Here is a 26,601-nt window from a genome sequence, read left to right as displayed (position 1 = left end):
AATGGCGGTTTTCTGGCGTGTTGCACTTGGGTGCGATGTGTCAAAATGTTTTCTGTGTCAATTTAAGAGTGCCCTACCCTTGCAAACTCCAACGGCGATCGCCCTGGGCAACTTTGACGGTGTCCATCGAGGGCATCAAGAGGTTATCCGTACTCTCCTTGAGGCAGCGCCTGCCGACTGTTGCCCTTCAGTGATTACGTTTTCGCCCCATCCCCAAGCATTTTTTACGGGAGAACAGCGATTGCTGCTGACCCCAGAGGCCGAAAAACGGGCCCTTTTGAACCAGTATGGTATTGAACAGGTGATTGTGCTGCCTTTTACCCAGGCCCTGGCCCAACTCTCGCCTTTAGAGTTTGTTGAGCAGATTTTGGTACAGCAGTTGCAGGCCAAGGTGTTGAGTGTTGGTTTTAATTTTGGCTTTGGCCGGGGGCGATCGGGGACAGCGGAAGATTTGCGCACCCTCTGTGCTGCCTTTGGCATTGCGGTGCATATTGTGCCCCCCTTTTGTTGGGGGAGCGATCGCGTCAGTAGTTCAGCAGTACGAGCCGCCCTGGCCGCGGGAGATGTGGCTTTGGCACGGGAGCTGTTGGGACGCGCCTATACCTTAACAGGCACGGTAACTCAAGGGGAACAGTTGGGCCGCCAGTTGGGATTTCCTACGGCCAATTTAGCCCTCCCTCCCGAAAAATTATTGCCTCGCTACGGTGTCTATGCCTGCCGTGTCAGCGGGGCAGCTCTCCCCAGGGAGCAGGTGGGGGTCGTGAATATCGGCGTGCGACCCACAGTGAGGGGGCAGGAGGTCAGGACGGAAGTGCACCTACTGCACTGGCAGGGAAATCTCTACAACCAAGAGATCACGCTCCACCTGGAGGCATTTATTCGTCCTGAGCTCAGATTTTCCAGTTTGGCTGCCCTACAAGCGCAAATTGCTGCCGATTGCCAAGTAGCGGCTGATCTCTTAGAACGAGTAGTCTCCTATGCGTGAACCCCTACAGCGACTGGTGAATAACCTTGGACAAGTCATGGTGGGCAAAGAAGCGGCCATTGAACTGCTGTTGGTGGGATTGCTGGCGGGGGGACACGTCTTGCTGGAGGATGTACCAGGGGTGGGAAAAACCCTCTTAGCTAAAGCCCTGGCGCGATCGCTGGCGGGCACCTTTCAGCGCATCCAAGCCACCCCCGATCTCCTGCCCACCGACTTATCGGGCACTAATATCTGGAATCCCAAAACAGCGGAGTTTGAGTTTCGCCCAGGTCCTGTGTTCTGCAATATCCTGCTGGCGGATGAAATTAACCGTGCTACGCCGCGGACCCAATCAGCACTTCTAGAGGTCATGGAAGAGTACCAGGTCACCATTGATGGTGTCACCTACCCCCTGCCTCAGCCTTTTTTCGTCATTGCCACCCAAAACCCGGTGGAGTACCAAGGCACATTTCCACTGCCGGAGGCGCAGTTGGATCGTTTTGCCCTCTGTTTTAGTTTGGGCTACCCCACCGAGGAAGAGGAGCTACAAATGCTGCAACGGGTGCAGGGGGGCTTAGATGTCAATCAACTGGAACCGTGCCTGAGCTTGGCGGCGATTCAACAGTTGCGGCAGCAGGTGCTACAGGTGCGGGTAGATTCAGTCTTGCAAAAGTACATTCTTGCCCTTGTGCGGGCGAGCCGCGAAAGTGATTGCATTACCTTGGGGGTCAGTCCTCGCGGTACGGTGATGCTGCAGCGCACCGCTCAGGCCTTGGCTTTCCTGAATGGCCGTGACTATGTCCTCCCCGATGATGTGAAGCAATTGGCTCCCCACGTCTTGGCTCATCGTTTGATTACAGCCGCCGGGCGCTCAGGCCGTGCCTGTGTGGCAGAATTGTTGGAAACGGTAGCGGTTCCCTAGGGAGAGTTGGTGCGACTGTTCTCTATGAACATCTCTGCAATCGCCAACCTGTCATTGTAGTGTTTAAGTCTTTTTAACATTGCGATTGCCCTCGCAACCGTCGAAGGATTTAAGCATTTATGACAACGATATTCATGATACAAGCCCTCCAACGGCAGGGAGAAATTTGGCACAACATCCTCAGCAGTCAAAGCATTACTGTCATTTGGGAAAACCTTGATGCTGACGTTCTTACTTTGCTAGAGGAGATGGAAGCGGCTGGCTTAGCATTGCCCCAATTGCTCCTGTTGGATATGGGGATGACGGTCACCAATCCCTACCGCTTTTGTCAGGTGGCACAGTCTCGTTTTCCGGGGATGCCTGTGGTCATTACAGCGGGTCAGGATCGCCAAATTAGTGCAGTAGAACGGCGCTGGGCCTTGCGTATGGGGGCTGTGGATCTCTTGCCCCGTATCGAAGAGTCGAGTCTCATTGCTACAGCTGTTTCCCATCTAACTCGAGTGTTAGAGATCCTCGATGCCCTACCAATTCAGCAGGATGCCCTAATGCAAAGCCTCAGTTGCTTAACAGCACCGACACCAGTCCCAACCCCGTCAGTACCCGCGCCCCTGCCTCTGGCTGCTCCACCCAATACCCAATATCGCGGCATTCGCACCGTTGCCGACACAGCTCCGGCACCAAAGAGTGAAGATAACGGCCAGCCTCGCCGGCGCTATCGCGGCTCAAGTTACTAAACTCCCCAGGCTGGATTCGAACCAGCGACCAATCGGTTAACAGCCGACCGCTCTACCGCTGAGCTACTGAGGAATATCAGCAATTTTCTAATGTAGCGTAGTTCACCGCTGTTGGCAAGTCTCAACCCGACTGCAGTTTTGGCCAGCGCTGCCGCAGTTCAGTGACCACTCGATCAAGGGCAACGGCATGGGAGGCCTTAAAGAGGAGGCGATCGCCTGCTTGTAACTCCCGCAATAGGTACTCCACCAATTCTTCATGGGAACCAAATTGTTGAGTGGGAATCCGCCCTGCTCCCTGCGCAAGGGCTGCCCCTTCGTCACCTTGATCGAGGATTAAGAGGCCATCGAGGTCCAATTGGGCAACAGTTGCCCCCACCTGCTCATGGAAGGAGAGAGAAAAGGCGCCTAATTCCCGCATCGGGCCAAGAACCGCCAGATGTCGCTGACCGGGGAGCGATCGCAACAGGTGCAAAGCCGCCACCATGGATTCCAGGCCCGCATTGTAGGTTTCATCTAAAAGCAGAATATCTGGTTCGAGGCGATAGCGACCACCGCGACCACCGGGCAATTCTAGCGTCAACTGTGAAGGCAGGCGATCGCCCTCGATGTCCAAGGCTTGCAGCACCCCAAGGGCAGCCAGAAAGTTCAGGGCATGGTGTGCCCCCGCAAGGGGGACGGTGTAGGTGCGTCCACCCACATGGAGGGTTTGGGGCGGTTGGTAGATTCCCCGTAGGGTGCCCCCCTCAAGGCCATAGGTGATAGTGCGCCCTGACCAGACCTGCACCGCTGTCGGCAAAAGTAGGGGACTATCGGCATTGAGCACCGCTGTTCCCCCTGGGGGCATTTCCGCAAGAAGTTCGCATTTGGCTTGGGCAATGGCTTCCCGCGAACCAAGGCGGCCAATATGGGCAGTGCCAACGTTGGTAATCACCGCAACATCCGGTTGGGCAATCTGGCTCAACAGGGCAATTTCACCGCGAGCACGCATCCCCATTTCAATCACTGCAAATTGGTGGTGGGGTTCCAGTTGTAAAAGTGTTTTGGGCACGCCAATCTCGTTGTTGAAGTTGGCTTCGGTCTTGAGGACCGTGCCATAGTGACGGAGGACAGCAGCAATCATTTCCTTGGTGGTGGTTTTGCCCACGGAGCCAGTGACGGCAATAACTTTGGCTGGACATTGCTGCCGCCACCACTGTCCCAAGCGCTGATAGGCACTCAGGGTATTGGCCACCTGAAGTTGGGGAAGCGGAGCAGACAGCGGTGCTTCGACCATCAGGGCGATCGCTCCAGCGGCAGCTGCCTGATCGACAAATTGATGGCCATCAAAGGTTGCCCCCCGCAGGGCGACAAACAGGTTGCCAGCGGCGACTTGGCGAGAGTCGGTGCAAATTCCTGTGATGGGCAGATTTGGATGAGTCGTGTCTAACCCCAAAGCTTGGGCGATCGCCCCTAGGGTGGTCTTCACGATGTTGCCCCGCCAATGTGGCTGCACTTCAGATAAGGTTGCAGCACCTCCGGTACCCGCACCGTTCCATCGGGTTGTTGGTAGTTTTCGAGAATGGCCGCCATGGTTCGCCCAACAGCTAGGCCAGAGCCATTGAGAGTGTGGACAAACTGCGTTCCCTTTTGCTTAGCCCCTTTGAAGCGAATCTTGGCACGCCGCGCCTGAAAATCGCCAAAGTTAGAGCAACTGGAAATTTCACGGTAGCAACCCGCAGCGGGGAGCCACACCTCCAGGTCGTAGCACTTCATAGCACCAAACCCCAAATCCCCAGTACACAGTTCAATCACTCGATAGGGCAGCTTCAGGGCTTGGAGAATGGACTCGGCATCCGCCACCAGGGCTTCATGTTCAGCGGCAGAGGTTTCCGGGTGAACAAACTTGACCAACTCCACTTTGTTAAATTGGTGCAGTCGAATCAGACCGCGGGTATCTTTGCCGTAGCTGCCTGCTTCGCGGCGAAAACAGGGGGTATAGGCACAGTGGTAAATGGGGAGTTGATCGGCGGCTAAAATTTCATCACGGTAGAGATTCGTCACGGGTACTTCCGCTGTCGGAATTAGCCAGAGATCGTCATCGGCACAGCGAAAACTCTCCTCAGCAAACTTCGGTAACTGCCCTGTTCCCGTCAGCGAGGCACTATTGACCAGCAAAGGCGGCAAGACTTCCACATAGCCGCGTTCGCGGTGGCTATCGAGCATGAATTGGATCAAGGCCCGCTCAAGGGCAGCCCCCATGCCTAATAGGGTAACAAAACGACTCTGAGCTACTTTGACCGATCGCTCCACATCCCAGAGTCCCAATTGAGTCCCAATGTCCCAGTGGGGCTGGCAAGGGTAGGTGGGTTTATACTCCTCCCCCCACCGCCGCACCTCAACGTTGTCAGTTTCATCACGGCCAATGGGGGTGGTCTCACTGGGGGGGTTGGGAATCGTCAGCAGCAGGCTCTCTAGCTCCTCTTTCAACTGCCGTTCCTGGGGCTCCAGATCACTGAGTTTTTGCTTGAGATCGTTGGCCTCGGCTTTGAGGGCTTGAATTTCGGGGTCAGTGGGGGCAACGCCGGACTTGATCTTTTTGCCGACGAGGGCACCAATCTCATTACTGCGGGCTTGGAGTTGCGATCGCTGTTGTTCAAGCTGTCGCTGCTGCGCATCCAATTCTAAAATGCGGTCGAGGTCAAAGTCACCGCCGCGCCGCCGCAGGCGATCGCCAAAGGCTTGGGGATTTTCTCGCAGTTGTTTTAGATCAATCACAGGTGGACGAAAACCAGCGCAAACCGCATTGATCCTATCACCAAGGGGGAAATTGACTCTAGGGAGCTGTCTTACTGTTGTTGACTATCGAGATGACTAAATTCCTCCTACCAACCGTTGAGATTTTGATCATTGGTGGTGTCAACAAGGGGTCGCCGTCCTCTAAAATGAGGGATGTATTAAGCGGTGTTAGCAATATGAGTGTCATTAGTCAGGTTCTTCTTAAAGCGGACGATGAATTGCGCTACCCCACCACGGGCGAACTCCAGACGATTAGTGACTTTTTCCAAACGGGTGAGCAACGCCTCCGCATTGCCACAACCCTGGCCGAAAATGAGAAACGGATTGTAGAGCAAGCCAGCAAGCAACTGTGGCAGAAGCGGCCTGACTTTATCTCACCGGGGGGCAACGCCTACGGCCAGAAACAGCGTGCCCTGTGTCTGCGGGACTATAGCTGGTATATGCGCCTGATTACCTATGGCATCCTCGCCGGTGACAAAGACCCCATTGAGCGCACGGGTATTATTGGGGTACGGGAAATGTACAACTCCCTTGGTGTGCCGATGACAGGGATGGCAGAAGCCATACGTTGCCTCAAGGACGCCTCCTTGGCCCTCTTGAGCACTGAAGATGCTGAAGTGGCGGCACCCTACTTTGACTACATTATTCAGGAAATGTCCTAGGGCGACGGGCGGCAGTCAATTCTTCCTTCAAGGGGAAGAGAACCTATGACATCTCCCCTTGAAATTGTGGTTGTCAGCAATGGTCCCGGTGAACTGGCCACTTGGGTCTACCCTTTTGTAACAACGCTGCAGCAACAGGTCAAACAGGGGTGGCGGGTTTCAGTGGTGATGGTTCCCTGTCCCCATGCAAGTGGTCAGGAAGCAGAGATTGCTCGCCGCTATCCAGGGGTAGCTCGGGTGCTGCCAGCCACCGAATTTTGGCACCTCCTACGCACAAAGACCACTCGCAGCAATTGGGATTGGTTTCCCCAGGGGGTTGTGGTCTTTTTGGGGGGAGATCAACTCTTTGCGGTACTGTTGGCCAAGCGCTTGGGCTATCGCTGTGTGCTCTACTGCGAGTGGCAGCCACGCTGGCAAGGATGGGTGGATGGCATTGGGCTGCGGCGTCCTCTAGCCGTGGGCAACACCAAGGCCAAGGTGGCGGTGGTGGGGGACCTGATGACCGATGCGCAAGCCCTTGCCCTCGATTCTCTCCCCAATGTCCGCCAACAGTTGGGCGTTGCCCCAGATGCTCCCCTTGTGGGGTTGATGGTAGGATCCAAGCCCAATAAGCTCAAGCTGGGGGTTCCCCTTTCCTTGGCGATCGCCGACCATTTAGCGGCTGCTTATCCCCCGATTCACTGTGTGATTCCAGTGGCACCGACCCTGACGCTCAACACCCTCAGTTGCTATGCCAATCCTCGCTTTAACCCCGAACTCAAGCACGTTGAGGGCACAACTGCCACACTGATCCAGCCAAGGGAAGGCCTGCCCTATCTGGAGACGCCGAGGGGTACAAAGATCTATCTCTGGCAGCAGTTACCCAACTATCCCCTGCTGCGGCAGGTTGCTCTCTGTGTGACGACGGTTGGCGCCAATACTGCTGAACTGGCTGCCTTGAATGTGCCGATGATTGTTCTGTTGCCTGCACAACAACTGCGGGTACAGCGGGCACACCCTTGGGATGGATTGGCTGGGTTGCTGGTGGGCTTGCCGGCGATCGGGCGGCAGTGGACAGCGTTGGTGTTTTGGGCACTTGTTGCCAAGGGATTGGGCTGGTGGCGATTTTGGCAGCTGTGGCGATCGCCAGAGATAGATTGGGACTTGGTGAAACAGGGTCTCGGCTACAAGGCGTGGCCTAATATCTGGGCAGGCAGAGAAATTGTCCCAGAGCTGGTGGGTCCCATTGACCCGCAGACCGTTGCCCAACAAATTATTGATCTACTGAATCATCCTCAGAAATTGGAGCAGATGCGGCAGGACTTGCGGGAGCAGGTGGGCTCGCCGGGGGCAGGGGCAAAATTGGTGGATTTGACACTTCAGGTGGCGGGCTGGCCTGCCAGCGATCCAGAATGTCCTTGAGCACAATTTCCGTAAACCAAATCTGACCCACAATCACTAGAGGCAGTGCCAGTAGTAAGCCTAGAAAACCAAAGAAGATAGCAAAAATAATTTGGGACACCAGCGTCACAGCAGGCAGTAGAGCCACCTGTTTGGCCATGACAACGGGCACCAGCAGGTATTGTTCCAACTGTTGAATCAGAATGTAGGCAATGAGAACAGCCACCGACTGCCATGGATCATCAATAAACGCAATAATCATTGGCGGAATTACACTGAGGGCAGGGCCGATATTGGGAATAGCTTCTAGAAGTCCTGCGAGGAAGGCATTGGCTAAGACCAACCGCACTCCCAATAGAGCCAGCGCAAGGCCACTGACGACGCCAATCACCACCATATTCAAGCCTGTCCCTGCTAGCCAAGCCAAGAGTGCCTGTTCACTTTCCCTGAGGATGGTGTCAATGCGAGAACGGTAAAATGCTGGAAACAGGCGAATAAACCCTCGGCGATAGGGCTGAGGATCAATCACTAGCATCACCGTCAGCACCAGGACCAACAGCGTATTTAGTAAGACCGCCAGGGTATTGGAAAACAGAGCAAAGAAATTGTTAAGGATTTGCTGGAGAAATGGTTCCAATTGGGCGATCAGTCGATTGATCATCGGTGTGTCGTCAAGGCCACCACTGGGTAAGAGATGAGCCATGCCATCCAGCCATGCTTCCACCCGTTCTAGACCCTTGGGAATCAACACACCCAGTTGCTGCGCTTCCTGTAAAAAGGGAGGAATAATCATCCAAAAGAAGCCAAAGATGATCAGGAAAGTCAAGCTAATACTGATGGCGATCGCCCGCCCCCGTTGCAGTCCCCAGCCTTGGAGCCGCAGTTGCAGCCAGTTGAGGGCCGTTGCCAAGACTACCGCCAAAAAGACCAAGAGTAACACTTGGCGAATTTCCCAGAGGATGTAAAGACACATCCCCAGTACCAGCAAGCCAATCCACTGACCAAATGTCACTACTTTGCATCCAATTCCTGCCTCAACCCCCTATTAGAACAGGTTTTGGGACAATGCCGTCAAAGCAAAGGGAAAGCAAAGGGAATTTGCATCAGCTAAATCGCAAAGACTTAAATCACAAAGACTGTATTGTTGTCCCGGAGCTGGGGATGCTCCGTTGGTGGCCTGTGGTTAAACTGAGCAAAGTAGGCGGCCAAGGGTTCCGGCAAAGTCGGTAGCATGACTTGGGTATCTCCTTGGGCAATGTCTGGCCAGAGGGAGGATAGGGCTTGGGCGAGGGGCTTGGCCTCAGTTTCCGATAAATTAAAGGGCGGCAATGTCAGAAAGCGCACCATAAACCCCGCGCCGCGCTGCAGCATCCATTGGCGGGAGAGGTCACTCAAGGTGGGATAGGCCTTCAGGGATTCAATGCGGTAGGATTCCACGGCCACCTGCCAGCCCCCTTGGGGGTGTTCCTGCAAAATGAGACGACGATAGGGATGGGGATAGCTGACGAGGGAACCGGTCGTTAGGTCAAACAACCCCTGCTCATAGGCAATGTCTTGGACATGGAGATGTCCGGTTAAGACCAACGCCACCCCCGCCGAGCGCAACAGGTTCAATAGCTCTGCCCGATTCTCCAAGAGGTAGCGCTGCCCCATCGGGCTTTGGCTCTGCTGTGGCCAGTGCTCAAGGACATTGTGGTGAATCATGACCAGGCGCAGTCCGGCAAAGGGTTCTGCCAATAGAGCCGCTAACCATGCCAACTGCCCTTGATCGACGACTCCCAGCTGTTGTCCTGTTGGACTGAATTGGTTGGAGTTGAGGGCAATCAGTTGCAGATTTTCTGCAAGTAGGGCTTGGTAGTAATGCTTGCCAGCGTTGCCATAGCCCGCATGGGCATACCACTGGGGAAAGTCAGCCCAGCCAATGCGGCTGTTGTCCCCTAGCGGTAGAGGCACATCGTGGTTTCCGGGAATCACATAACAGGGCACCGACAGTGTTTGTAAATAGGTACTGAGCCAGTGGTGGTTTGCCACTTCGCCATCCCGTGTCAGGTCGCCAGGAATCAGCAGGGCATCAATGCCGAGATCAAGGAGATGGGTGACGGCGGCTTCAAAGGCAGGGATACTAATTTCATAAAGAAAAATAGGCGGGTAATCTGTCGGAATTGTCTCCGGCAGGGCAATGTGGGGATCACTGATAATGCCAAGCCGCACTGCCATTGCGCTTTCCTAGTGGCGGAAGTGTCGCCGGTTGGTAAAGACCATAGCAATTCCCGCTGCATTAGCTGCTTCGATAGATTCACTATCGCGCAGACTGCCCCCCGGTTGAATAATGGCAGCAATACCGGCAAGGGCAGCCGCTTCCACAGAATCGGCAAAAGGGAAGAAGCCATCACTGGCCAGCACTCCCCCCCGCGCCGCCTCACCAGCATGACTGAGGGCAATTTCCACAGCACCGACCCGATTCATTTGACCAGCCCCAATCCCTTGGGTTTGGCGATCGCGACTGACAACAATGGCATTGGACTTGACGTGCTTCACAACTTTCCAGGCAAAGATCAGTTCCGCCATCAACTCTGGGCTGGGTTCAGTGGCTGTGACCACCTGCCATGCCTCTGGATCAATGGGGAGGGGGTGAATATCTTGGACAAGAAAGCCGCCGGCAATAGTTTGAATTGCCGTAGTCGGAGCAGTATGCAACTCAGGTAAGGTGAGAACCCGCATCTTGGGCTTGGTTTTCAGGATCGGCAGTGCCGCTTCCTCACAGGCGGGAGCCACCACACACTCTAAAAAAGTACGGGTTAAGGCTTCAGCAGTGGCCACATCCAAGGGGCGATTTAGGGCAACAATACCGCCAAAGGCAGAGACACTATCGGCTGCAAAGGCCCGTTCATAGGCTTCCACTAGGGTTTTGCCTTCAGCGACGCCACAGGGATTGGTGTGTTTAATAATGACGGCAGCGGGGGCACTGTCCCCTAGGAATTCACTGATCACTGCCCGTGCGGCTTCTAAATCTAGCAGGTTATTGTAACTGAGTTCTTTTCCCTGGAGCAGGTGGGCAGCGGCCCAACCCCTGGGGTGTGCCCCACGGATGTACCAAGAAGCCCGTTGATGGGGGTTTTCGCCATAGCGCAGGACTTGTTTTTGCCGTCCGGTGAGGTGAAAAACGGGGGGGAGAATGTCTGGTTCCGTACCGGCGGACGTTATTTCTTGAAGATACTCAGCGATCGCCTGATCGTAACTGGCTGTTAGAGCAAACGCTTGTTGGGCACAGGCTAGGCGGAAGGCAGGTTGGGCTTCCCCGTATAATCGTAATTCCTGAAGGTAAGTTTCATACTGACTGGGATCTACCAACACTGTCACATGGGCATGGTTTTTCGCGGCAGCGCGAATCAGCGTCGGCCCACCAATATCAATTTGCTCGATGGCCTCGGCAAGGGTGACGTTGGGTTGGGCAATTGTTTCGGCAAAGGGGTAGAGGTTAACAACCACTAAATCAATGGGATGAATGGCTTGGGCTTGCAGATCGGCCTCGTCTTGGGGGCGATCGCGCCGTGCCAAAATGCCGCCATGGATTTTCGGGTGCAGGGTCTTGACCCGTCCACCAAGAATTTCTGGTGCCCCTGTGTACTCAGAGACTGTTGTCACAGGAATCCCCGCCGCCTGCAAGGTCTTTGCGGTGCCACCACTACTCAGGAGCGTAAAGCCAAACTCCTGCACCAAGGCCGTAGCCAACTCCACCAGTCCCTGCTTATTACTGGTGCTGAGCAAGGCAATTCGCCCCATGCCTGCAATCCTCCTCGGCGACCAAGAACCCCTATTTTAGCGGAACATGCTGCTCACAGAGCTATCTTCATGGATCCGCCAAATGGTTTCTCCAAGAATACTAGCCACCGAGAGCACCGTGAGCTGGGGAAAGCGTTGCGTTTCCGGCACAGGGATCGTATTGGTCACAATCACCTCTTCAAAATCGCCCCCTTGGAGCCGCTCAATCGCCGGTGGCGAAAAGACGGCATGGGTGGCACAGGCATAGACTTCTTTGGCACCTTCGCGGCGTAGGAGTCGCGCCCCCTCTAAAATGGTGCCGGCTGTATCAATCATGTCATCCACGAGTACCGCTGTTTTGCCCTTAACATCACCCACCACATTCATCACCTCGGCCACATTGTGGGCTTGGCGGCGCTTATCAATAATCGCTAGGGGCGCATCATCAAGCTTATTGGCAAAGGCACGGGCCCGCGCTACTCCACCCACATCCGGTGAGACCACCACAATATCCTCTAGATTTTTGCTGCGCAGGTAGTCAAGGAGCACGGGTGAACCATAGACGTGATCCACGGGAATGTCGAAGTAGCCTTGAATTTGGGCTGAGTGCAGGTCCATAGCCAAGACACGACTGGCACCTGCTTGGGTAATCAGGTTGGCCACTAGTTTGGCGGTAATGGATTCGCGGCCTGCTGTCTTGCGATCGGCACGGGCATAGCCATAGTAGGGAATCACTGCAGTCACTTGACGAGCTGAGGCGCGGCGGCAGGCATCCACCATGATCAGCAATTCCATCAGGTGGTCATTGACAGGTCGGCAACAGGGCTGAATCAGGTAGACATCACAACCGCGAATCGACTCTTGAATCTGCACATACAGCTCGCCATCGGCAAATCGCTTACGCACCATTGGGCCGAGATCAATACCAAGGTAGCAGGCAATTTCCTGAGCAAGGGCAATGTTGGCAGAACCCGAAAACAGCTTTAGACGACTATGGTCAGAAATGTGAGAGGGGCTAGTCGTGGGCAATGGCGCAGTGTGAATCACAGCATCTCCCCAAGCTGGCGTGCGTTTTGATTTTGATCTTATCATTTCCAATTTCGGGCGCCACTCCCCTAGGATTGAATTTATAGCCAGACGAAATTTTGAGGTCATCATCTTTGCTAATGGCGCGATCGCAATTCCTACGATTGGGGAATGTTTTTTTGTCATCAACCGGGGTAGCTTGGTTATTCCTTCTACCTGCACTTTTGTTTCTGACAATTTTTGTTTTTTTGCCAATTTTGTACCTTGTCTATCTCAGTTTTACGACGGGTGGTTTTAGTCAAGAGGGGGCGCGTTGGGTTGGCCTGCACAATTATCAACAGTTACTCCTCAGTCCAGACTTTTGGCAGGTGATTGGCAATACTCTCTATTTCACAGTGGCAACGGTGCTACCGACGATGGTGCTGCCCTTATTCTTGGCGGTGGGTCTCAACCAAGGGATCAAGGGACGGGATTGGCTCCGTACGGCCTACTTTTTACCCACTATGACCTCAATTGTGGCCGCAGGCCTAGGGTTTCGGTGGCTGTTTCAAACCGACGGCCCCGTGAATCAACTGGTACAAACCTTCGGGGGGCAACCGATTGCTTGGCTCAGTGATCCGACCTGGGCAATGCCAGTGCTGATTTTGCTCAGTAGCTGGAAGCAGTTGGGATTTAATTTGGTTGTCTTTTTGGCGGGGCTGCAAACGATTCCCCGCGATCGCTATGAAGCCGCACTTCTCGATGGTGCCAATGCTTGGCAACAATTTCGCCACATTACGCTGCCGGGGCTGCGACCCACTTTAGTTCTAGTGTTTGTAACAACAACGATTTTCACGTTACGCAGTTTTGAGCAGGTCTATGTGGTAACGGGTGGCGGCCCCCTGGATACAACAAACCTGCTGGTATTTTATATTTACCAACAGGCGTTTGCATTATTTGACTTTGGCTATGCGGCTGCTGCAGCAACGCTGCTTTTGGGGGTTACCCTTGGACTCCTGTGGCTACAATTGCGCACGCGTCAAGACCCCAATCTCTAGAGAGAGGAGCCCAGACCAGCGTAAGCACCGTAGAAGAACAGCCCCACAATCACAATCACTCCCATGCCGGCCACTGTAGCCACAATCCAGAGGGGAATGCGTCCGCCTTCAGACATCATCAATTCCTCCTAAGCAGATTCAGTTATAGATGCAGAAATTTAGTTAAAGAAGTAGCTTGAAAAGAGCAACGCAAGAACCAAGATCAGCAGCAACCCTAGGTACAGGGAGGTGCGATTCAGTTCGACCGGCTGACGATTGGGATTCGGTTCCATGGGTGCACCCTCCTAACGTTGGATAAACTGCATTGCCGCGATCGCCCCGAGGAAGAAAATCGTGGGCACAGCGAGAGTGTGAACGGCCACCCAGCGGACCGTAAAAATTGGGTAAGAAACGGGTTCTTGATTGGGTGTGTTACTGGTCATGGCAATCCTACTTCAACTCTTCTAAGAAGGTTTCGACTTGTTGTTTGGCTTCAAAGCGATCGGTCACCAGAGGAATCGACCGCTGTTCCTGAGCATAGTAGCTATCGGGGCGTGGTGTGCCAAACACATCATAGGCCAAACCGGTGCTGACAAAGAGCCAGCCAGCAATGAACAACGCCGGAATGGTGATGCTATGAATCACCCAATAACGGACACTGGTAATAATGTCGGAAAATGGTCGTTCTCCTGTCGTTCCAGCCACGTTGCGATGCCTCCAAAGTGTCTAATGTTAAAAAAGGAAACGCTACTTTCTATCATACAGCCTTTTTTCACAAGGATTGAGCTTTGGCCATCGGAAGCCCACACCTGTTCCCTCAGGCAAGAACATACCATCTTTGAGGCTATAAACCAGCTTTGGCGAGGTCAGTGAGCACTTCCACAGCACTCTGGTAGCGATCGCGAAAGTTATACTTGATCATTTTATTGATAATGGCAACAAACTGCGGCGAAAGATGCCGTCCCGGCTGCCAGACAATATCACCACTGTGGGGATCAGAGGGTAAATCCATCGGAGCGAGGCCCGTCAGACCTTCAACAATTACCATGCCCAAAGAGTAAATATCACTGGCAATCACGGGGCGTCCTGCCATTTGCTCGCTAGGCGCATAACCACGGGTACCAATCGAGATCGTATATTTGCCATGCTGGAGCAGATCCTCTGGCTGGACATGGCGGACTGCGCCAAAGTCAATCAAAAACAGCTGTTGATCACTGCGGCGGCGTATGATGTTGGCGGGCTTAATATCCCGATGCACGACGCCAAACTGATGCACGTACTGCAAAATTTCCAGAATACTCTTGAGAATCACAACCGCTTCCCCTTGGGAGAGAGTAACTTTCTTTTCAAACTCCTCTTTGAGGGATTCGCCATCCACATACTCTTGGGTGAGATAGAAATATCCCCCCTCCTCAAAGTAGGCCAGTAATCGAGGGATGCGCTGGTGCTCACCCAATTGGGCTAAGGTTTCTGCTTCCCGCTGAAAGAGGCGACGGGCAATGGCCAAAAAGCGTTCATCCTTACGGGAGGGCACCAACTGCTTGACGACGCAAATCGGATGATCCGGCAGGTGTAAATCCGCAGCCAAGAACGTGCGGCCAAATCCACCTTGCCCCAGTTGACTCAGGACTCGGTAGCGTCCGCCAACCGTTTGTGGCAGCGGTTCACTGGGTTCTGTGGCGATGTCAGAAATGGCGGTGGTTTTGGGCTCGGTGCCAGTCGGTGTTTGCGTTTCTTGCGTTTCTGTGGTTGGGGGTGGAGGGGAGGGGACTGTCCTGGGGGGAATCATCCCTGAAAGCGGGGTGGGCTCCGCAGGCATCGAGGTCAAGAGGTCAGGGTTAGATGGCTCTCTTTCCGACCGCTCTCCCCTAGGGGCATCTGGGGTTGACAATTGGGTTTCAGGCAAGTCCACCCTGGTGGTGAATGGGGTGGATGGTGTCGAGGTCAGTTCTGGGGTGGTCAGTGGTTCTGGTGGCGTCAGTGGTGTTTCAGGCAAATCAACACTGGGGACGCTAGGGGTCGGCGGCATTGTTCTCAAGGCTTCGGGAACCGGCAGTTGGGTTTCTGGTAAATCAGGGGGCAGTGTTAGGGGTATCGCTGAGGGAGCGGTTGGCTGCGGGGCAGGAACCCCCACCAGGGTTTCAGGAAGATCTACAGGGGTCGGTTCAGGGGTTTCTGGTAATTTGGTGGCGGAAGTTACACCGTCATCAGGGTAAACCACTAAGAAGGTTTCCCTCTCGGCAATAGGTTGTGGTGGTGTCTGACGACTTTCTGTGGGCGAAGTTTGATCCGCGACGGCGGTGAGGAGAGTCGGCGCTGTGGGGGATTGATCCCCAGGGGGCGGGGTGGGTTCAATGGGGGTCAAGGAAATTGCCGTTTCCGGTTGCACCACCGTTGCCTTGGTATCCGTCTCGAGGCGAGAAACTGCCGTTGGGGAGACTGCGGGAATTTGCGAAAGGGGGGCTGATTCAGGTGGAGTGAATTGACCCATGTCTCCAGTGATTAACTCCAAGGGAGTTCCTAGGGGGCTACTGGAGACAGCCGTTGGCGTAGAGATTGATTCAGCAGGACCCAAAGCGCGATAGCCAAGCATCAAAATCGCTGCACTGCCAAAGCTAACGAGAGGAGCCACCAGCGGAATCCAACTCCCCTGTAAAAAGAGCACAAAGGTGAGACCACTTAGACCCAGTCCCCCAGCAACCAATAGCGGCACAATTACCCAGCGGTGTCCCTTGGCAATAATCAGGGCACCGAGGCCAGACCAAGCGAGAATCCAAAGGGCGATCGCCGCCTGTGGCCATGTACCAATGGGGGAGCGATTATCGAGAGCCGCTGCTAGCAAATCTTCAAGGATGGCTGCTTGAACCACAACACCGGGAGTAAGGCGGTTGGTTTGCCCTAGCAGGGCAATTGGAATCAAAAATTTATCGTTACTGCTGCTGCCAGTGACGCCAATGAGGACGGCGCGATCGCGCACCTTGGAGGGCAGCACTTGACCCTTGAGCACTTCGCTCAGGGTGACTGTTTCATAGGGCTGGGTTGGGTGGGCATAGTTGATCAGGATTTGAAAGCCGGTGGCGTCTAGGTTGTTGTAGCCCCCCCAGTTGCTGGTTAAGGCCTGAAAGCGAGCGGTTCCCAAGTCAAGGCGGTTTTGAGTAACGGATTGGGGATTAACCCCCAGAAAAAGACGCGCCAAGGCAAGGGCAAAGGATTGAGGGGTAGAACAGCGATCACTAGCTTCTGGTTGAGTGGCTAAAACAGCACGGCGCACCACCCCATCATCATCAATGGGAATATCAGCAAACCCCACCTGATCATTCAGCAGTCCAGCGGGGGGGGAAATGCCGGGAGCCGCTTTGCTTCCCACTTTACAGACAATGACGGTGTTGGGTTGGGTTATCATCATCCGTCCGAGGGAGGGCAGCCCATCGGTCGGCAATTTGAAGCGATCAGGAACCGGAAAATCGCGAAAAATATCAATGCCAATGACCCTAGGTTGGTACTCCTGCAATTCATTGATAGCTTGAATGAGCACTTCGTCAGGAATTGGGTACTGCTTGAGGGCTTGAATGTCTGCCTCGGTAATCTCAACAATCAGGAGTCGCTGGGAGGTGGCGGGTGTCGATCGCCAGCGCAGCCATTGGTCATAGACTTTTAATTCCAAGGGTTGCAGGAAGCCACCCACCCGCAGGGCAAGGACACCCAGCGTGGCAATTGCTGTTGCAATAACCGCCGGTAAAGCACGTTTAAGATGATTAGGGATGGATACAGGGGTCATAGCACAACTTGGAACTGTTCCGCTGACGCTGCAAGATCCTAAAAGCAGTTTCGCTTCTATCCTGACCTACACCACGGGCGATCGGCAAATTGAGGAGGGCAACTCTTAACATCCTGCCCACGCCAGAGGCAAACAATATCCCCCTAGGTGGAGGAAAGTGAAACGACTATAATCATTGAGGTGATTGCTGAGCACAACAAGCGCTATGACGGAAACCCCCGATTCAACGACGACTCCAACCTCTTCAGAAAGTACAACAGCAGCGGCACGTCAACTGCTGGGCATGAAGGGTGCCAAAAGCGGTGAGACCAATATCTGGAAAATTCGCCTGCAATTAATGAAGCCAATTACATGGATTCCCCTGATTTGGGGGGTGGTGTGTGGTGCAGCCTCCTCGGGGGGATTTACATGGAGTCTGGAGGATATTCTCAAGGCAGCCACCTGTATGTTCCTGTCGGGGCCTTTGATGGCTGGCTATACGCAAACGCTCAACGATTACTACGATCGCGAGATTGATGCGATCAATGAACCTTACCGTCCCATTCCTTCGGGAGCCATTTCCCTGAATCAAGTGCGGGCGCAGATTATTTTCCTTGTTGTTGCGGGTTTGGCTGTAGCGGTTCTACTCGATCTATGGGCTGACCATCCCACGTTCCCCGTGACCAAAATTGCCTTGCTGGGGGGCTTTTTGGCCTATATTTACTCTGCACCGCCCCTGAAACTAAAAAAGAATGGTTGGTTGGGAAATTATGCCCTCGGAGCAAGCTACATGGCCCTACCGTGGTGGGCAGGTCACGCCCTTTTTGGTGAATTGACGCCAACAATTGTGATCTTGACCTTGATTTACAGTCTGGCGGGCTTGGGGATTGCCATTGTCAATGACTTCAAAAGCGTCGAGGGCGATCGCCAACTGGGTTTGGCGTCTCTGCCTGTGATGTTTGGTATTACCACGGCAGCTTGGATCTGCGTCCTGATGATTGACGTTTTCCAGTTGGGGATTGCGGGCTACCTGATGGCGATCCATGCCAATCTTTATGCTGTGCTGCTGATTTTGCTGATTATTCCCCAAATTGTCTTTCAGGATATGTACTTCCTGCGGGATCCCCTAAAAAACGATGTGAAGTACCAAGCCAGTGCTCAACCCTTTCTGGTTTTAGGGATGCTAGTGGTGGGTTTAGCCCTTGGGCATACGCTGGTGTAGTTGGGGGGCATGACGACATCGCTAACCTTCAGGGTCGAAAAGGGGGGCGATCGCCTCGATGCGTTCCTTGCCCAACAGCATCCTGAGTTCTCGCGATCGCGCTGGCAGCAGTTAATCCAACGGGGCCACGTACGCCTCAATGGTCAAGTTTGCGATCGCAAAAATCAGCCCCTCAGTGGTGGTGAGGTACTGGAGGTGGTGCTCCCTACGCCAGAGCCATTGGATCTAGTCCCTGAACCCCTGCCCCTGAGTATTCTCTACGAGGATGAGGAGTTACTGATTCTCAATAAACCCGTGGATTTAGTGGTGCATCCTGCCCCCGGTCATAGCCACGGCACGCTAGTTCACGGCTTATTAGCTCATTGTCCTGATTTGACGGGCATTGGTGGTGTCCAGCGACCAGGGATTGTGCATCGCCTAGACAAAGACACCTCTGGGGTGATGGTTGTCGCCAAAACAGCGTTTGCCCTACACCATTTGCAACAGCAATTGAAAACGCGGCAAATGCAGCGCCACTACCTTGGTGTTGTCTATGGCCAACCCCCCGAGGACAGTGGAACCATCATGACGCCCATGGGTCGTCACCCGGTGGATCGCAAAAAGATGGCGGTAGTGCCCCCTGAAAAAGGCCGCACTGCCATTACCCACTGGTACGTGAAGGAGCGCTTTCGCCACTGTGCGCTTGTGGAGTTTCGCCTAGAAACGGGGCGCACCCATCAAATCCGCGTCCATGCGGCCCATTTAGGTTGGCCGCTGTTGGGGGATCCCCTCTATGGCCGCGGCAGCCCCCTAAAAGTGAAGCTTCCCGGCCAAGCTCTCCATGCCTATCGCTTACAATTGCAGCATCCCCGGAGTGGCGAAGAGATTGTGGCGATCGCTCCTCTCCCAGGGCATTTAGAAAAACTACTGCGAATATTGCGCCAGCAAGCCCTCAATCAAGGTTGAGGCAAGTCCAATATCAAAAGCCTTGCCAACAAGCCCACTGTGGCTACCAGTGGCTACCAATAGTCCAACAAGAAAGCCCCATGGCCGCGGAGCAGTTCCTGTGTGCTGTTTAGAGATGTCCTGCAATGTGACTTAAGGGTGTCAATGGGCTGTCCCCATTGAGCTTCCACGACCTTAATTGGCTGCTTTAGCTTTGACTTGGGAGCATCAATTTTTAAGGTATTGAAAGCGCTCGTTCGCGGTGGCATGTCTAGCTTTTGTGAATTGTCTGAATAGCAGCCTGCATGCCTTGGATAGTTTCCAAGACTTGGTTGAGTTCAAATTGGGGGCTACGCATTCATCCTTTGACGACAGTAGCGAAAGTCTGCTGAATGACTGTGCCTAGGGGGCAATGAGAAAAAACAAGAAACTTTACTCATTTCGATGGAGCTAAGCGGATTCGAACCGCTGACCCCTTCAATGCCATTGAAGTGCTCTACCAACTGAGCTATAGCCCCGAATCAGCAGAACTTTATCATCACCCAAAGTACTGACCTTTGTCAACTCCTAGTTATAAAGCAAACCTCTACTCAAAAGCGCTACCCCAGTTTTCCCGTTCCCTGTGCTGGTGCGATCGCCCTCCCGATCAAAGCCCGATCATAAGGAAGTATCAAGCGGCCAGTGTATAGTGGGTGTGAGTGCTAAGCAGGTAGGACTTTGGGATTCTCATCGTCCCCTTGCAGTTGACACGGGTACTAATGAATTGCGATCGCTCTCCCCTCAATCCAACCCTGAAGTATGCGGGTGTGCTGCGACAAGTCTCCCCTGAAAGAGGGCAGTTTTGGCTCTCCCAAGAGGATGTGACGATCATTGGCCGCGATCCCGATACTTGTCATATTGTCCTTGACGCTCACATCTATACCTCTGTTTCTCGCCACCATGCCCAATTCACCTGTCAAAAGCGGGGCGCGATTCCCGTGTGGGCGATCGCTGACCTGGGGAGTGTCAATGGTACCTATGTCAATCAACAGCGGGTGGAAACCTTAACTGTGCTCAATGCGGGCGATCGCATTCAATTAGGACGCCAAGGACCCGAATTTGTCCTCGAATACCTACCCCTGACCGAAGTCGTGAGCACCCAGCCCGATCAACCCCTCACCCTCACCCAACTCCTGCCTATTTTTGCGATTCATCCCGACTGGGTACGCAAAGCCTATCTGGTACCGGGGATGGTTACTGTTATTGCGGTCATCCTACTCTTTGCCACTGCCGGCTCCCCCGATGCCTTCAAAGTCATCTTGGCGCTCTACTTAGGGAGTGCTGCCTATTACTTCATCTATCAACTCTGTGGCAAACCCAAACCGATATGGGTTTTACTAGGCACCTTGACGCTGGAAATTTTGATTCTCCAAAGCCCGATTTTGCCAGTCATGATCTATCTTTTCCGCACCGTCTTACCCGGCCAACTGCATCCGCCCCATCCTTCATTTTGGGTGTTATTCAGCCGTAACTTCATTGGTGCCGGATTAATGGAAGAGCTACTCAAGGCCTTACCAATTGGCGTGGCCTATGGGGTGGGGCGATGGCTCCCTAGTCCGTGGAAACAAAAGGTGGGCGTATGGGAACCCCTAGATGGCATTCTTTTGGGAGCGGCTGCTGGCCTCGGTTTTACGTGGACAGAAACCCTTGGGCAGTACGTCCCCAGTATTGCAGGTCAATTTGGTAATTTAGCCGGTCTGCAAGTGCTCATTCCGCGGGTGTTAGGTTCATTGACGGGACATATGGCCTATACGGGCTATTTAGGCTATTGTGTGGGGCTGAGTGTCTTGCGACCCCGTCGCGCTGCCTTGATTTTAACCGTTGGCCTTGGTTTTGCCGCCGGCCTCCACGCCCTTTGGAATACGGCTGCTGCCCGTTTTGGTCCGATGGGTTTGGCAGTGGTGGGGATTGTCGCCTATGTCTTTCTCACCGCTGCTATTTTGAAAGCACGTCAACTGTCCCCTACCCGATCGCAAAACTTTGCCACCCGCTTTTATGGGTACCGTTAGGCCAACTGGCTGTCACTGCTTCAATGGAGTCAATTCAATGGCGTCAATCGATTTAAGACTCAAGAGCTTAGCTATCAATCTTTGGCCAAGGCAACAAAGTTGCGCAGTAATTGCAGACCCACCGCACCGGACTTTTCGGGGTGAAATTGACAAGCAAATAGATTGTTGCGGGCGATCGCTGCCGTTACCGTTTGCCGACCATGGCACACCGTTGCCGCCACTAATGAAGGATCCTCAGGGGCAACAAAGTAGGAGTGGACAAAATAGACCCAAGGGCTCGGTGGTAGATGTTGCCAAAGGGGAGAGGCGGATTGCGTCAAGGTCAGTTGGTTCCAGCCCATGTGGGGGATTGTGAGGCCGGGTTCAGACTGAAAGCGTTTGACTTTGCCTGCAAAAATACCAAGGCCAGGTTCTGTTCCCTCTTCACTACATTCAAAGAGCACTTGGAGACCAAGGCAAATCCCCAAAAAGGGCATTCCCTGCGCAATGATCTGCTCAATGACGGGCACCAGTTCTCGCTCTTGAAGCTGAGCCATGGCGGGATCAAAGGCACCAACGCCGGGAAGCACCACCGCATCCGCTGCGAAAATCTCCGAGGGGCGATCGCTAATGAGAGGGCTGGCGCCGACGACCTCAAGGGCTTTGCTGACGGAGTGCAAATTTCCCATATCGTAGTCAATGATGGCGATCGCTGGTGCGCTCACAGGAGATTCCCCCAAAATTAACCCTACCTAATTCTACAGGGGTGTTCACCACCGCCTGAAAAGGGCTGTACTATGGACCCTGAAGTGCTCAAAAGTGCCTAAGCAAGAGCCCTCCGCTGAGAACAATTCCCCCTCCGATGCCTGAGGAGGTGATTGAGGACTTAAAACCGGTTGATCCCCTACTTCGCTTGTCAGAGTATCAACCGTCTGTGCCAGCTTATATTGGGCAAGGATTGCCCAGCAATCTAGAGCCTTTAGAGAGGAACGCCACATTGTCTGTATTATCTGTAATTATCTATATGCCAGTCTTAAGCACCATGGTGTCAGCCATGAAGTCCTTTAAGGGGCACGCAAGGAAGGAATGGGCAGTGAGTTGGGATAATTCTCTATTAATGATTGTAATGATTGGTTGAATCGTTCTGCATGACAACTGAAACTCGCCTAGAATACGATTCCCTCGGTGCCGTTGAGGTGCCTGCGGATTGCTATTGGGGGGCTCAGACGGCACGTTCCCTCAAGTACTTTGCCATTGGCAGTCAGCCCATGCCCCTAGAGGTGATCCATGCCATGGCACGGCTCAAGAGGGCGGCGGCGATCGCCAACCGTGATTTGGGGGTTTTAGACCCTGAGAAAGCCAAATGGATTATTCAAGCCGCCGATGAAGTCATTGCAGGACAGTGGGATGATCAGTTTCCCCTCTCCATCTGGCAGACGGGTAGCGGCACTCAAACGAATATGAATGTCAATGAGGTAATTGCCAACCGTGCCATTGAGCTGGCGGGAGGAGTGAAGGGGAGCAAAAGCCCCATCCATCCCAACGATCATGTGAACTGTAGCCAGTCCTCCAATGACACCTTTCCCACGGCCATGCATGTTGCCACAGTCCTTGCCCTGCAGGAGCGCCTGCTGCCAACGCTGCGCCATCTCTTGACGGTATTGCAGGAAAAGGCAGCTGCCTTTGCGGAGATTATCAAAATTGGCCGTACCCATTTAATGGATGCCGTCCCCTTGACCCTAGGTCAGGAATTCACTGGTTACGCCAGTCAAATTGCGGCCGGTCAAGCCCATATTGAATATGCCCTGCAGCATCTGTATCCCCTTGCCATTGGCGCTACAGCAGTAGGGACGGGGTTGAATGCACCCGCTGGTTTTGGCGATCGCGTGGCAGCAGAATTAGCCCAAATGACGGGGTATCCCTTTCGCAAAGCTGAAAATCCCTTTGCCGCCTTGGCAGCCCATGATCCCCTCGTGATGCTCAGTGGTACTCTCAAAACCCTGGCTGCCGCACTGATGAAAATAGCCAACGATATTCGTTGGTTGGGCTCGGGACCGCGCTGTGGTCTGGGGGAATTGACGTTACCTGCCAATGAACCGGGGTCATCGATTATGCCCGGCAAGGTGAACCCCACCCAATGCGAAGCCTTGACGATGGTGTGCGTTCAGGTCATGGGCAACGATGCAGCGGTGGGGATAGCGGGCAGCCAAGGAAATTTTGAGTTAAATGTCTATAAGCCCTTGATCATTCACAATGTGCTGCAATCTATTGCCCTCCTGAGTGATGCGGTTCAATCGTTTACCGACCATTGCTTGGTGGGAGTTGAGCCAAATCGGCAGCAAATTCAAACCTATGTGGAGCGATCGCTGATGTTGGTGACGGCTCTCAATCCCCACATAGGCTATGACAAGGCGGCAGCAGTCGCGAAAAAGGCCTACAGTGAGGGTAAAACCCTTAAGGAAGCGGCTGTGGAATTGGGCTATCTCACTGCTGAGGAGTTTGACCGGTGGGTACGACCAGAGCGGATGCTTGGCGAAAAGGGCACCAGTTGACCCCGCAGGGATTGTTGCCAAAAAGGGGTGTTGCGAGCGCGCGATCGCAGGCTTTGGGGCGTGACTGTCCAAGTAACGCTGGAATCAAAGAGAACAAAGTTGCGACTGTGGGGTTCTAGGCGGGGTGGCTCCATGCCCAAAATACGCGCCGGTGCCGTGCTGAGGGCGTGCCAAAGCTGCAGGGCGCTCACGTACTCCTTGGCAACCAGTTCCTGCCACAGAGCCGGTAGGGCTAATTCAAGGCCAATGGCGCCGGGGAGTGCCTCGGCAAAGGAAACCATTTTTTCTTCGTAGAGCAGGGGGGTGTGGTCAATGGCGATCGCCTCAATGATTCCCGTTTTGATGCCTTCAATCAACGCTTGGCGATCGCTGGCCGTTCCTAGGGGTGGGTCAAGGCGGAGATTCGGATCGTAGTTGGCTAAGTCCTCAACCTCAAAAAGTAGATGCAACCAACACACACTGGCACTCACCTGTTCGGGTTTGTCCTTAGCGAGAATCTCGACACTGCGAGCGGTTGACAGGCGCATTAGGTGAATCGGCGTTGAGACCGTGCGTGCCAATTCCAAAATCGCCAATAGCGGAATGGTTTCACAGCAGACCAGTTGCTCCGCCAAGCCTAAACGCGTGGCAACCCCACTTTGCCGCGCCACACCCTTCGCCGCCAAGGCCGAATCAAAGGGCCAAAGGGCAACGGGTTTTCCCAGGGGCTGGACATAGGTTAGTGCCCGCTGTACTAAGGGCCAATGGGTCAAGCCGCGGTCATCACAAAAACCAACCACACCACTGGCCGCCAGTTCAGCTAAATTCGTTAGGGCGGCTCCCTTGCATCCTTGGGTGAGTGCGCCCCAAACCCGTACCTGTGGCCAAGCGGTGGGGGGTATCTGCCGTTGTAGTGCTTGCCAAAGGGCAGGATCATCAATCACAGGTTCCGTGGTGGGCAATAGGTTTAAATACTGCACCCCCCCGGCAGCAGCGGCGGCCAAAAGGCTATCTAGGGTTTCTCGTGCCTCGTAGCCCGGTTGACCACTGTGGCTGTAGAGATCCACCAGAGGCGGTGCCAAAACCCAGTCTGAGGCATCAATAACTTCGGCATCCGGGGGAACCGCTGCGGGGGCGATCGCCACCAGTTGATCCTCTTCTAGCAGCACATCCGCGCGTTGGTCTTGGCGGTTGACGGGATCCAGCAGCCGCACCTGTTGCAACAATCGCCACACCATCCCCTACAGCGCTCCCGCCGCCGTCCGATCCAGTACCCCTCCCAAATGGGTGGTGATATTCACTGCCTGCAAGCGCGGCAGACCTCCCTTGAGGGGATAGTCAATCACCGTGACGCTGCCATTTCCCTGCTTAAAGAGCCAGAAGTTTTCAATGCCAAGACCAACAATGTGGCAGAGCAAGACCTTATTGGTGGCATCGTGGGCCACGACCAAGACATTGTGGGGGGTGGGAGCATTGGTTTTCCAGCGCTGCAGCCAGAGTTCCCAGGCCTTGACCACGCGATCGCGCACCTGTTCGAGGTTTTCGCCATTGGGCATTTGTACAAGGGCAGGGGTGGTCCGCCAACGTTCCAGTTCACCCGGGTAGGCCGCCTCCACCTCGGGTTCAAACTTGCCCTCCCAGTCCCCATGGCTAATCTCTGCAAGGGCTGGCTCTAACTCCAGCTGCACATTGGGGTGGTACTGCAAAATTGCCAAGGCCGTATCCTTGGGACGCAGGAGTGGACTACTCAAGGCATGGTGGAAGGGGACATCCTTGAGAAACTCAGCCACTGCCGCCGCTTGGGCACGGCCATTTTCATTGAGGGGCACATCCATTTGCCCTTGGAAGCGTCCTGCACGGTTCCAGTCCGTTTCACCGTGGCGGACAAGAAAGACCCGCAGCGTTTGCTCCTTGAAGCGGGGCTGTGGAAAGGGATCATTGAGATGGCTAGTGAGATTGAGAGCTTCCAGTTGAGCGGGTTGCCGCAAGCCGTTGCTGAAATTTAAGACACTAATGCCACCATTGGCCTGCTGCAGCCGCAGGTAACCCTTGACCCCCAAGCCGAGGCCCGTGCAGATCAAGGCACGGTTCATGCCACTATGCCCCACAATGACAATCGTTTCATTGGCGTGAGCCGCTAGCAGCCTTTCCAAGACCATGCCCGCGCGATCGTAGAGATCCAGTAGGGGGAAAAACTCCTTGGTTTGGCCACTGTCTGTGGTGATTTTCATCATCAAAGTGTCTGGGGCTTCCTGCCAGCGGCGATAGTCCTCTGGAAACCGAGCCTTCACTTCGGCAAAGGGGAGATCTTCCCAAGCTGGCAGCGCAATCTCTTTGAGCAGATCAAGGGAATGGGGTGGCTTGAGTTCGGTGTTTTGGAGCTGAGCATGGATGACCTCTGCGGTTTCCTTTGCCCGTTTCAGGGGACTGGTGTAAATTTTGCGAATGGGAATACCCCGCAGCGCTAGACCCACTTGGGCCGCCATCCAACGACCGCGCTCCGTGAGTGCAGAGGCATCACTGTGACCTTGCACTCGCTCTTGGACATTAAACGTGCTTTCACCGTGGCGGACAATAATGACTCGGGTACTCAGAGGTTTCTCCTTAGCGATTGACAGACAACAACCTTGGGCATCCCACTGTGCCATAAAGACTGTACCAGAAACCGCGGCGTCGGAAGCGAAAGATTCAGGAATCGGCGCCCCTCATCTCCCTGAAGATCAAATAAACATCAAAAAACCGACCGCAGGGGCGATCGGCAAGTATTAAAGCCCTCTTTAGGGATGGGTCAGAGGCTACTTCTTAGTGATCCGCGGCGGCTCACGAAAGAAGATGGCAAAGAAGAACAGGGCGATAATGCAGGCAAAGATGAAAACGTAGGTGATGGTTTCCATAGTAG

At 54.1% G+C, this 26,601-nt stretch carries 24 protein-coding genes and 2 tRNA genes; 9 read left to right on the top strand and 17 right to left on the bottom strand.

Translation table 11 applies throughout. From position 1 onward, the window contains the following. Positions 1 to 37: 37 nt before the first annotated feature. The 3 genes from IGQ16_RS04430 to IGQ16_RS04420 all read left to right on the top strand — a co-directional run bounded on the left by IGQ16_RS04430 (position 38) and on the right by IGQ16_RS04420 (position 2,620). Entirely contained in the window at positions 38 to 985 is a 948-nt protein-coding gene (locus tag IGQ16_RS04430; RefSeq protein ID WP_024124611.1) for a bifunctional riboflavin kinase/FAD synthetase, read from the top strand. Beyond that, a complete protein-coding gene (locus IGQ16_RS04425; RefSeq protein WP_024124610.1) occupies positions 978 to 1,886 on the top strand; it encodes a MoxR family ATPase in 909 nt (302 codons plus the stop codon). Before IGQ16_RS04430 ends, IGQ16_RS04425 begins: the two co-directional genes overlap by 8 nt. 119 nt (positions 1,887 to 2,005) lie before the next feature. Beyond that, positions 2,006 to 2,620 (top strand): hypothetical protein, encoded by a 615-nt coding sequence (locus tag IGQ16_RS04420; RefSeq protein ID WP_024124609.1) that lies wholly within the window; start codon positions 2,006 to 2,008, stop codon positions 2,618 to 2,620. Position 2,621: 1 nt separating this feature from the next. Here IGQ16_RS04420 and IGQ16_RS04415 read toward each other — a convergent pair. From IGQ16_RS04415 to serS, 3 genes are all read right to left on the bottom strand, one after another. After that, positions 2,622 to 2,693 (bottom strand) — tRNA-Asn (locus IGQ16_RS04415). Between the two features lie 48 nt (positions 2,694 to 2,741). Continuing rightward, positions 2,742 to 4,085 carry a UDP-N-acetylmuramoyl-tripeptide--D-alanyl-D-alanine ligase gene (gene murF, locus IGQ16_RS04410; protein WP_297060386.1) on the bottom strand — a complete coding sequence of 448 codons (1,344 nt, stop codon included), beginning with the start codon at positions 4,083 to 4,085 and terminating at the stop codon, positions 2,742 to 2,744. Further along, on the bottom strand, positions 4,082 to 5,374 hold the full coding sequence (serS, locus tag IGQ16_RS04405; protein ID WP_024124607.1) for a serine--tRNA ligase: 1,293 nt from the start codon (positions 5,372 to 5,374) through the stop codon (positions 4,082 to 4,084). The genes murF and serS overlap by 4 nt, the downstream gene beginning before the upstream one ends. 197 nt (positions 5,375 to 5,571) lie before the next feature. Here serS and apcD point away from each other — a divergent pair, with 197 nt between their 5' ends. Continuing rightward, positions 5,572 to 6,057, top strand: a complete 486-nt coding sequence (gene apcD, locus IGQ16_RS04400) for an allophycocyanin subunit alpha-B (protein ID WP_024124606.1) — start codon at positions 5,572 to 5,574, stop codon at positions 6,055 to 6,057. A gap of 1,252 nt (positions 6,058 to 7,309) precedes the next feature. Here apcD and IGQ16_RS04395 read toward each other — a convergent pair. The 4 genes from IGQ16_RS04395 to IGQ16_RS04380 all read right to left on the bottom strand — a co-directional run bounded on the left by IGQ16_RS04395 (position 7,310) and on the right by IGQ16_RS04380 (position 12,291). Then, entirely contained in the window at positions 7,310 to 8,449 is a 1,140-nt protein-coding gene (locus tag IGQ16_RS04395) for an AI-2E family transporter (RefSeq protein WP_024124604.1), read from the bottom strand. A 110-nt stretch (positions 8,450 to 8,559) separates the two neighbouring features. Continuing rightward, on the bottom strand, positions 8,560 to 9,654 hold the full coding sequence (locus tag IGQ16_RS04390) for a metallophosphoesterase (protein WP_297041143.1): 1,095 nt from the start codon (positions 9,652 to 9,654) through the stop codon (positions 8,560 to 8,562). 9 nt (positions 9,655 to 9,663) lie between these two features. Then, positions 9,664 to 11,220 carry a bifunctional phosphoribosylaminoimidazolecarboxamide formyltransferase/IMP cyclohydrolase gene (gene purH / locus IGQ16_RS04385; protein WP_024124602.1) on the bottom strand — a complete coding sequence of 519 codons (1,557 nt, stop codon included), beginning with the start codon at positions 11,218 to 11,220 and terminating at the stop codon, positions 9,664 to 9,666. A 36-nt stretch (positions 11,221 to 11,256) separates the two neighbouring features. Next, positions 11,257 to 12,291, bottom strand: a complete 1,035-nt coding sequence (locus IGQ16_RS04380) for a ribose-phosphate pyrophosphokinase (protein WP_051372882.1) — start codon at positions 12,289 to 12,291, stop codon at positions 11,257 to 11,259. A 74-nt stretch (positions 12,292 to 12,365) separates the two neighbouring features. On the opposite strand from IGQ16_RS04380, the gene IGQ16_RS04375 reads away from it, so the two are divergent. Further along, the gene (locus IGQ16_RS04375) at positions 12,366 to 13,262 is read left to right on the top strand and encodes a sugar ABC transporter permease (RefSeq protein WP_365970950.1); all 897 of its coding nucleotides are present in this window, start codon (positions 12,366 to 12,368) and stop codon (positions 13,260 to 13,262) included. Here the strand turns inward: IGQ16_RS04375 and IGQ16_RS04370 are convergent. The 5 genes from IGQ16_RS04370 to IGQ16_RS04350 form a co-directional block, all read right to left on the bottom strand. Continuing rightward, positions 13,259 to 13,378 carry a photosystem II reaction center protein J gene (locus IGQ16_RS04370; protein WP_071823295.1) on the bottom strand — a complete coding sequence of 40 codons (120 nt, stop codon included), beginning with the start codon at positions 13,376 to 13,378 and terminating at the stop codon, positions 13,259 to 13,261. The two genes, IGQ16_RS04375 and IGQ16_RS04370, sit on opposite strands and share 4 nt — an antisense overlap. 42 nt (positions 13,379 to 13,420) lie before the next feature. Then, complete coding sequence (locus IGQ16_RS04365) at positions 13,421 to 13,534, bottom strand: photosystem II reaction center protein L (protein ID WP_011057383.1); 114 nt, start codon at positions 13,532 to 13,534, stop codon at positions 13,421 to 13,423. 12 nt (positions 13,535 to 13,546) lie between these two features. Continuing rightward, the gene (gene psbF / locus IGQ16_RS04360) at positions 13,547 to 13,684 is read right to left on the bottom strand and encodes a cytochrome b559 subunit beta (RefSeq protein WP_011057382.1); all 138 of its coding nucleotides are present in this window, start codon (positions 13,682 to 13,684) and stop codon (positions 13,547 to 13,549) included. A gap of 7 nt (positions 13,685 to 13,691) precedes the next feature. Further along, positions 13,692 to 13,946: a cytochrome b559 subunit alpha gene (psbE, locus tag IGQ16_RS04355; protein ID WP_024124599.1), complete on the bottom strand. Its 255-nt coding sequence runs from the start codon at positions 13,944 to 13,946 to the stop codon at positions 13,692 to 13,694. Between the two features lie 139 nt (positions 13,947 to 14,085). Next, the gene (locus tag IGQ16_RS04350) at positions 14,086 to 17,019 is read right to left on the bottom strand and encodes a CHASE2 domain-containing protein (protein WP_297060384.1); all 2,934 of its coding nucleotides are present in this window, start codon (positions 17,017 to 17,019) and stop codon (positions 14,086 to 14,088) included. 205 nt (positions 17,020 to 17,224) lie between these two features. On the opposite strand from IGQ16_RS04350, the gene chlG reads away from it, so the two are divergent. Beyond that, positions 17,225 to 18,220 carry a chlorophyll synthase ChlG gene (gene chlG / locus IGQ16_RS04345; protein ID WP_024124597.1) on the top strand — a complete coding sequence of 332 codons (996 nt, stop codon included), beginning with the start codon at positions 17,225 to 17,227 and terminating at the stop codon, positions 18,218 to 18,220. Between the two features lie 9 nt (positions 18,221 to 18,229). Further along, a complete protein-coding gene (locus IGQ16_RS04340; protein ID WP_024124596.1) occupies positions 18,230 to 19,165 on the top strand; it encodes an RluA family pseudouridine synthase in 936 nt (311 codons plus the stop codon). A 424-nt stretch (positions 19,166 to 19,589) separates the two neighbouring features. Here IGQ16_RS04340 and IGQ16_RS04335 read toward each other — a convergent pair. Continuing rightward, positions 19,590 to 19,662 (bottom strand) — tRNA-Ala (locus IGQ16_RS04335). A 225-nt stretch (positions 19,663 to 19,887) separates the two neighbouring features. Here IGQ16_RS04335 and IGQ16_RS04330 point away from each other — a divergent pair. Next, a complete protein-coding gene (locus IGQ16_RS04330) occupies positions 19,888 to 21,192 on the top strand; it encodes a PrsW family glutamic-type intramembrane protease (RefSeq protein ID WP_225871785.1) in 1,305 nt (434 codons plus the stop codon). A 74-nt stretch (positions 21,193 to 21,266) separates the two neighbouring features. On the opposite strand, the gene hisH is transcribed toward IGQ16_RS04330, so the two are convergent. After that, positions 21,267 to 21,896: an imidazole glycerol phosphate synthase subunit HisH gene (hisH, locus tag IGQ16_RS04325; RefSeq protein WP_024124594.1), complete on the bottom strand. Its 630-nt coding sequence runs from the start codon at positions 21,894 to 21,896 to the stop codon at positions 21,267 to 21,269. A gap of 423 nt (positions 21,897 to 22,319) precedes the next feature. Here hisH and fumC point away from each other — a divergent pair, with 423 nt between their 5' ends. Next, positions 22,320 to 23,723 carry a class II fumarate hydratase gene (fumC, locus tag IGQ16_RS04320; RefSeq protein WP_297060381.1) on the top strand — a complete coding sequence of 468 codons (1,404 nt, stop codon included), beginning with the start codon at positions 22,320 to 22,322 and terminating at the stop codon, positions 23,721 to 23,723. On the opposite strand, the gene IGQ16_RS04315 is transcribed toward fumC, so the two are convergent. The 3 genes from IGQ16_RS04315 to IGQ16_RS04305 form a co-directional block, all read right to left on the bottom strand. Further along, positions 23,651 to 24,940 carry a dihydroorotase gene (locus IGQ16_RS04315; protein WP_297060379.1) on the bottom strand — a complete coding sequence of 430 codons (1,290 nt, stop codon included), beginning with the start codon at positions 24,938 to 24,940 and terminating at the stop codon, positions 23,651 to 23,653. The two genes, fumC and IGQ16_RS04315, sit on opposite strands and share 73 nt — an antisense overlap. Before the next feature lie 3 nt (positions 24,941 to 24,943). Then, complete coding sequence (locus IGQ16_RS04310; protein WP_297060377.1) at positions 24,944 to 26,350, bottom strand: histidine phosphatase family protein; 1,407 nt, start codon at positions 26,348 to 26,350, stop codon at positions 24,944 to 24,946. A gap of 147 nt (positions 26,351 to 26,497) precedes the next feature. Further along, positions 26,498 to 26,596, bottom strand: a complete 99-nt coding sequence (locus tag IGQ16_RS04305) for a photosystem II reaction center protein T (protein WP_011057371.1) — start codon at positions 26,594 to 26,596, stop codon at positions 26,498 to 26,500. Positions 26,597 to 26,601: the final 5 nt, after the last annotated feature.

This window comes from Thermosynechococcus sp. M3746_W2019_013 (genome assembly GCF_015296045.1).
Classification (GTDB): Bacteria; Cyanobacteriota; Cyanobacteriia; order Thermosynechococcales; family Thermosynechococcaceae; genus Thermosynechococcus.
This window is presented reverse-complemented; position numbering and strand designations above follow the sequence as displayed.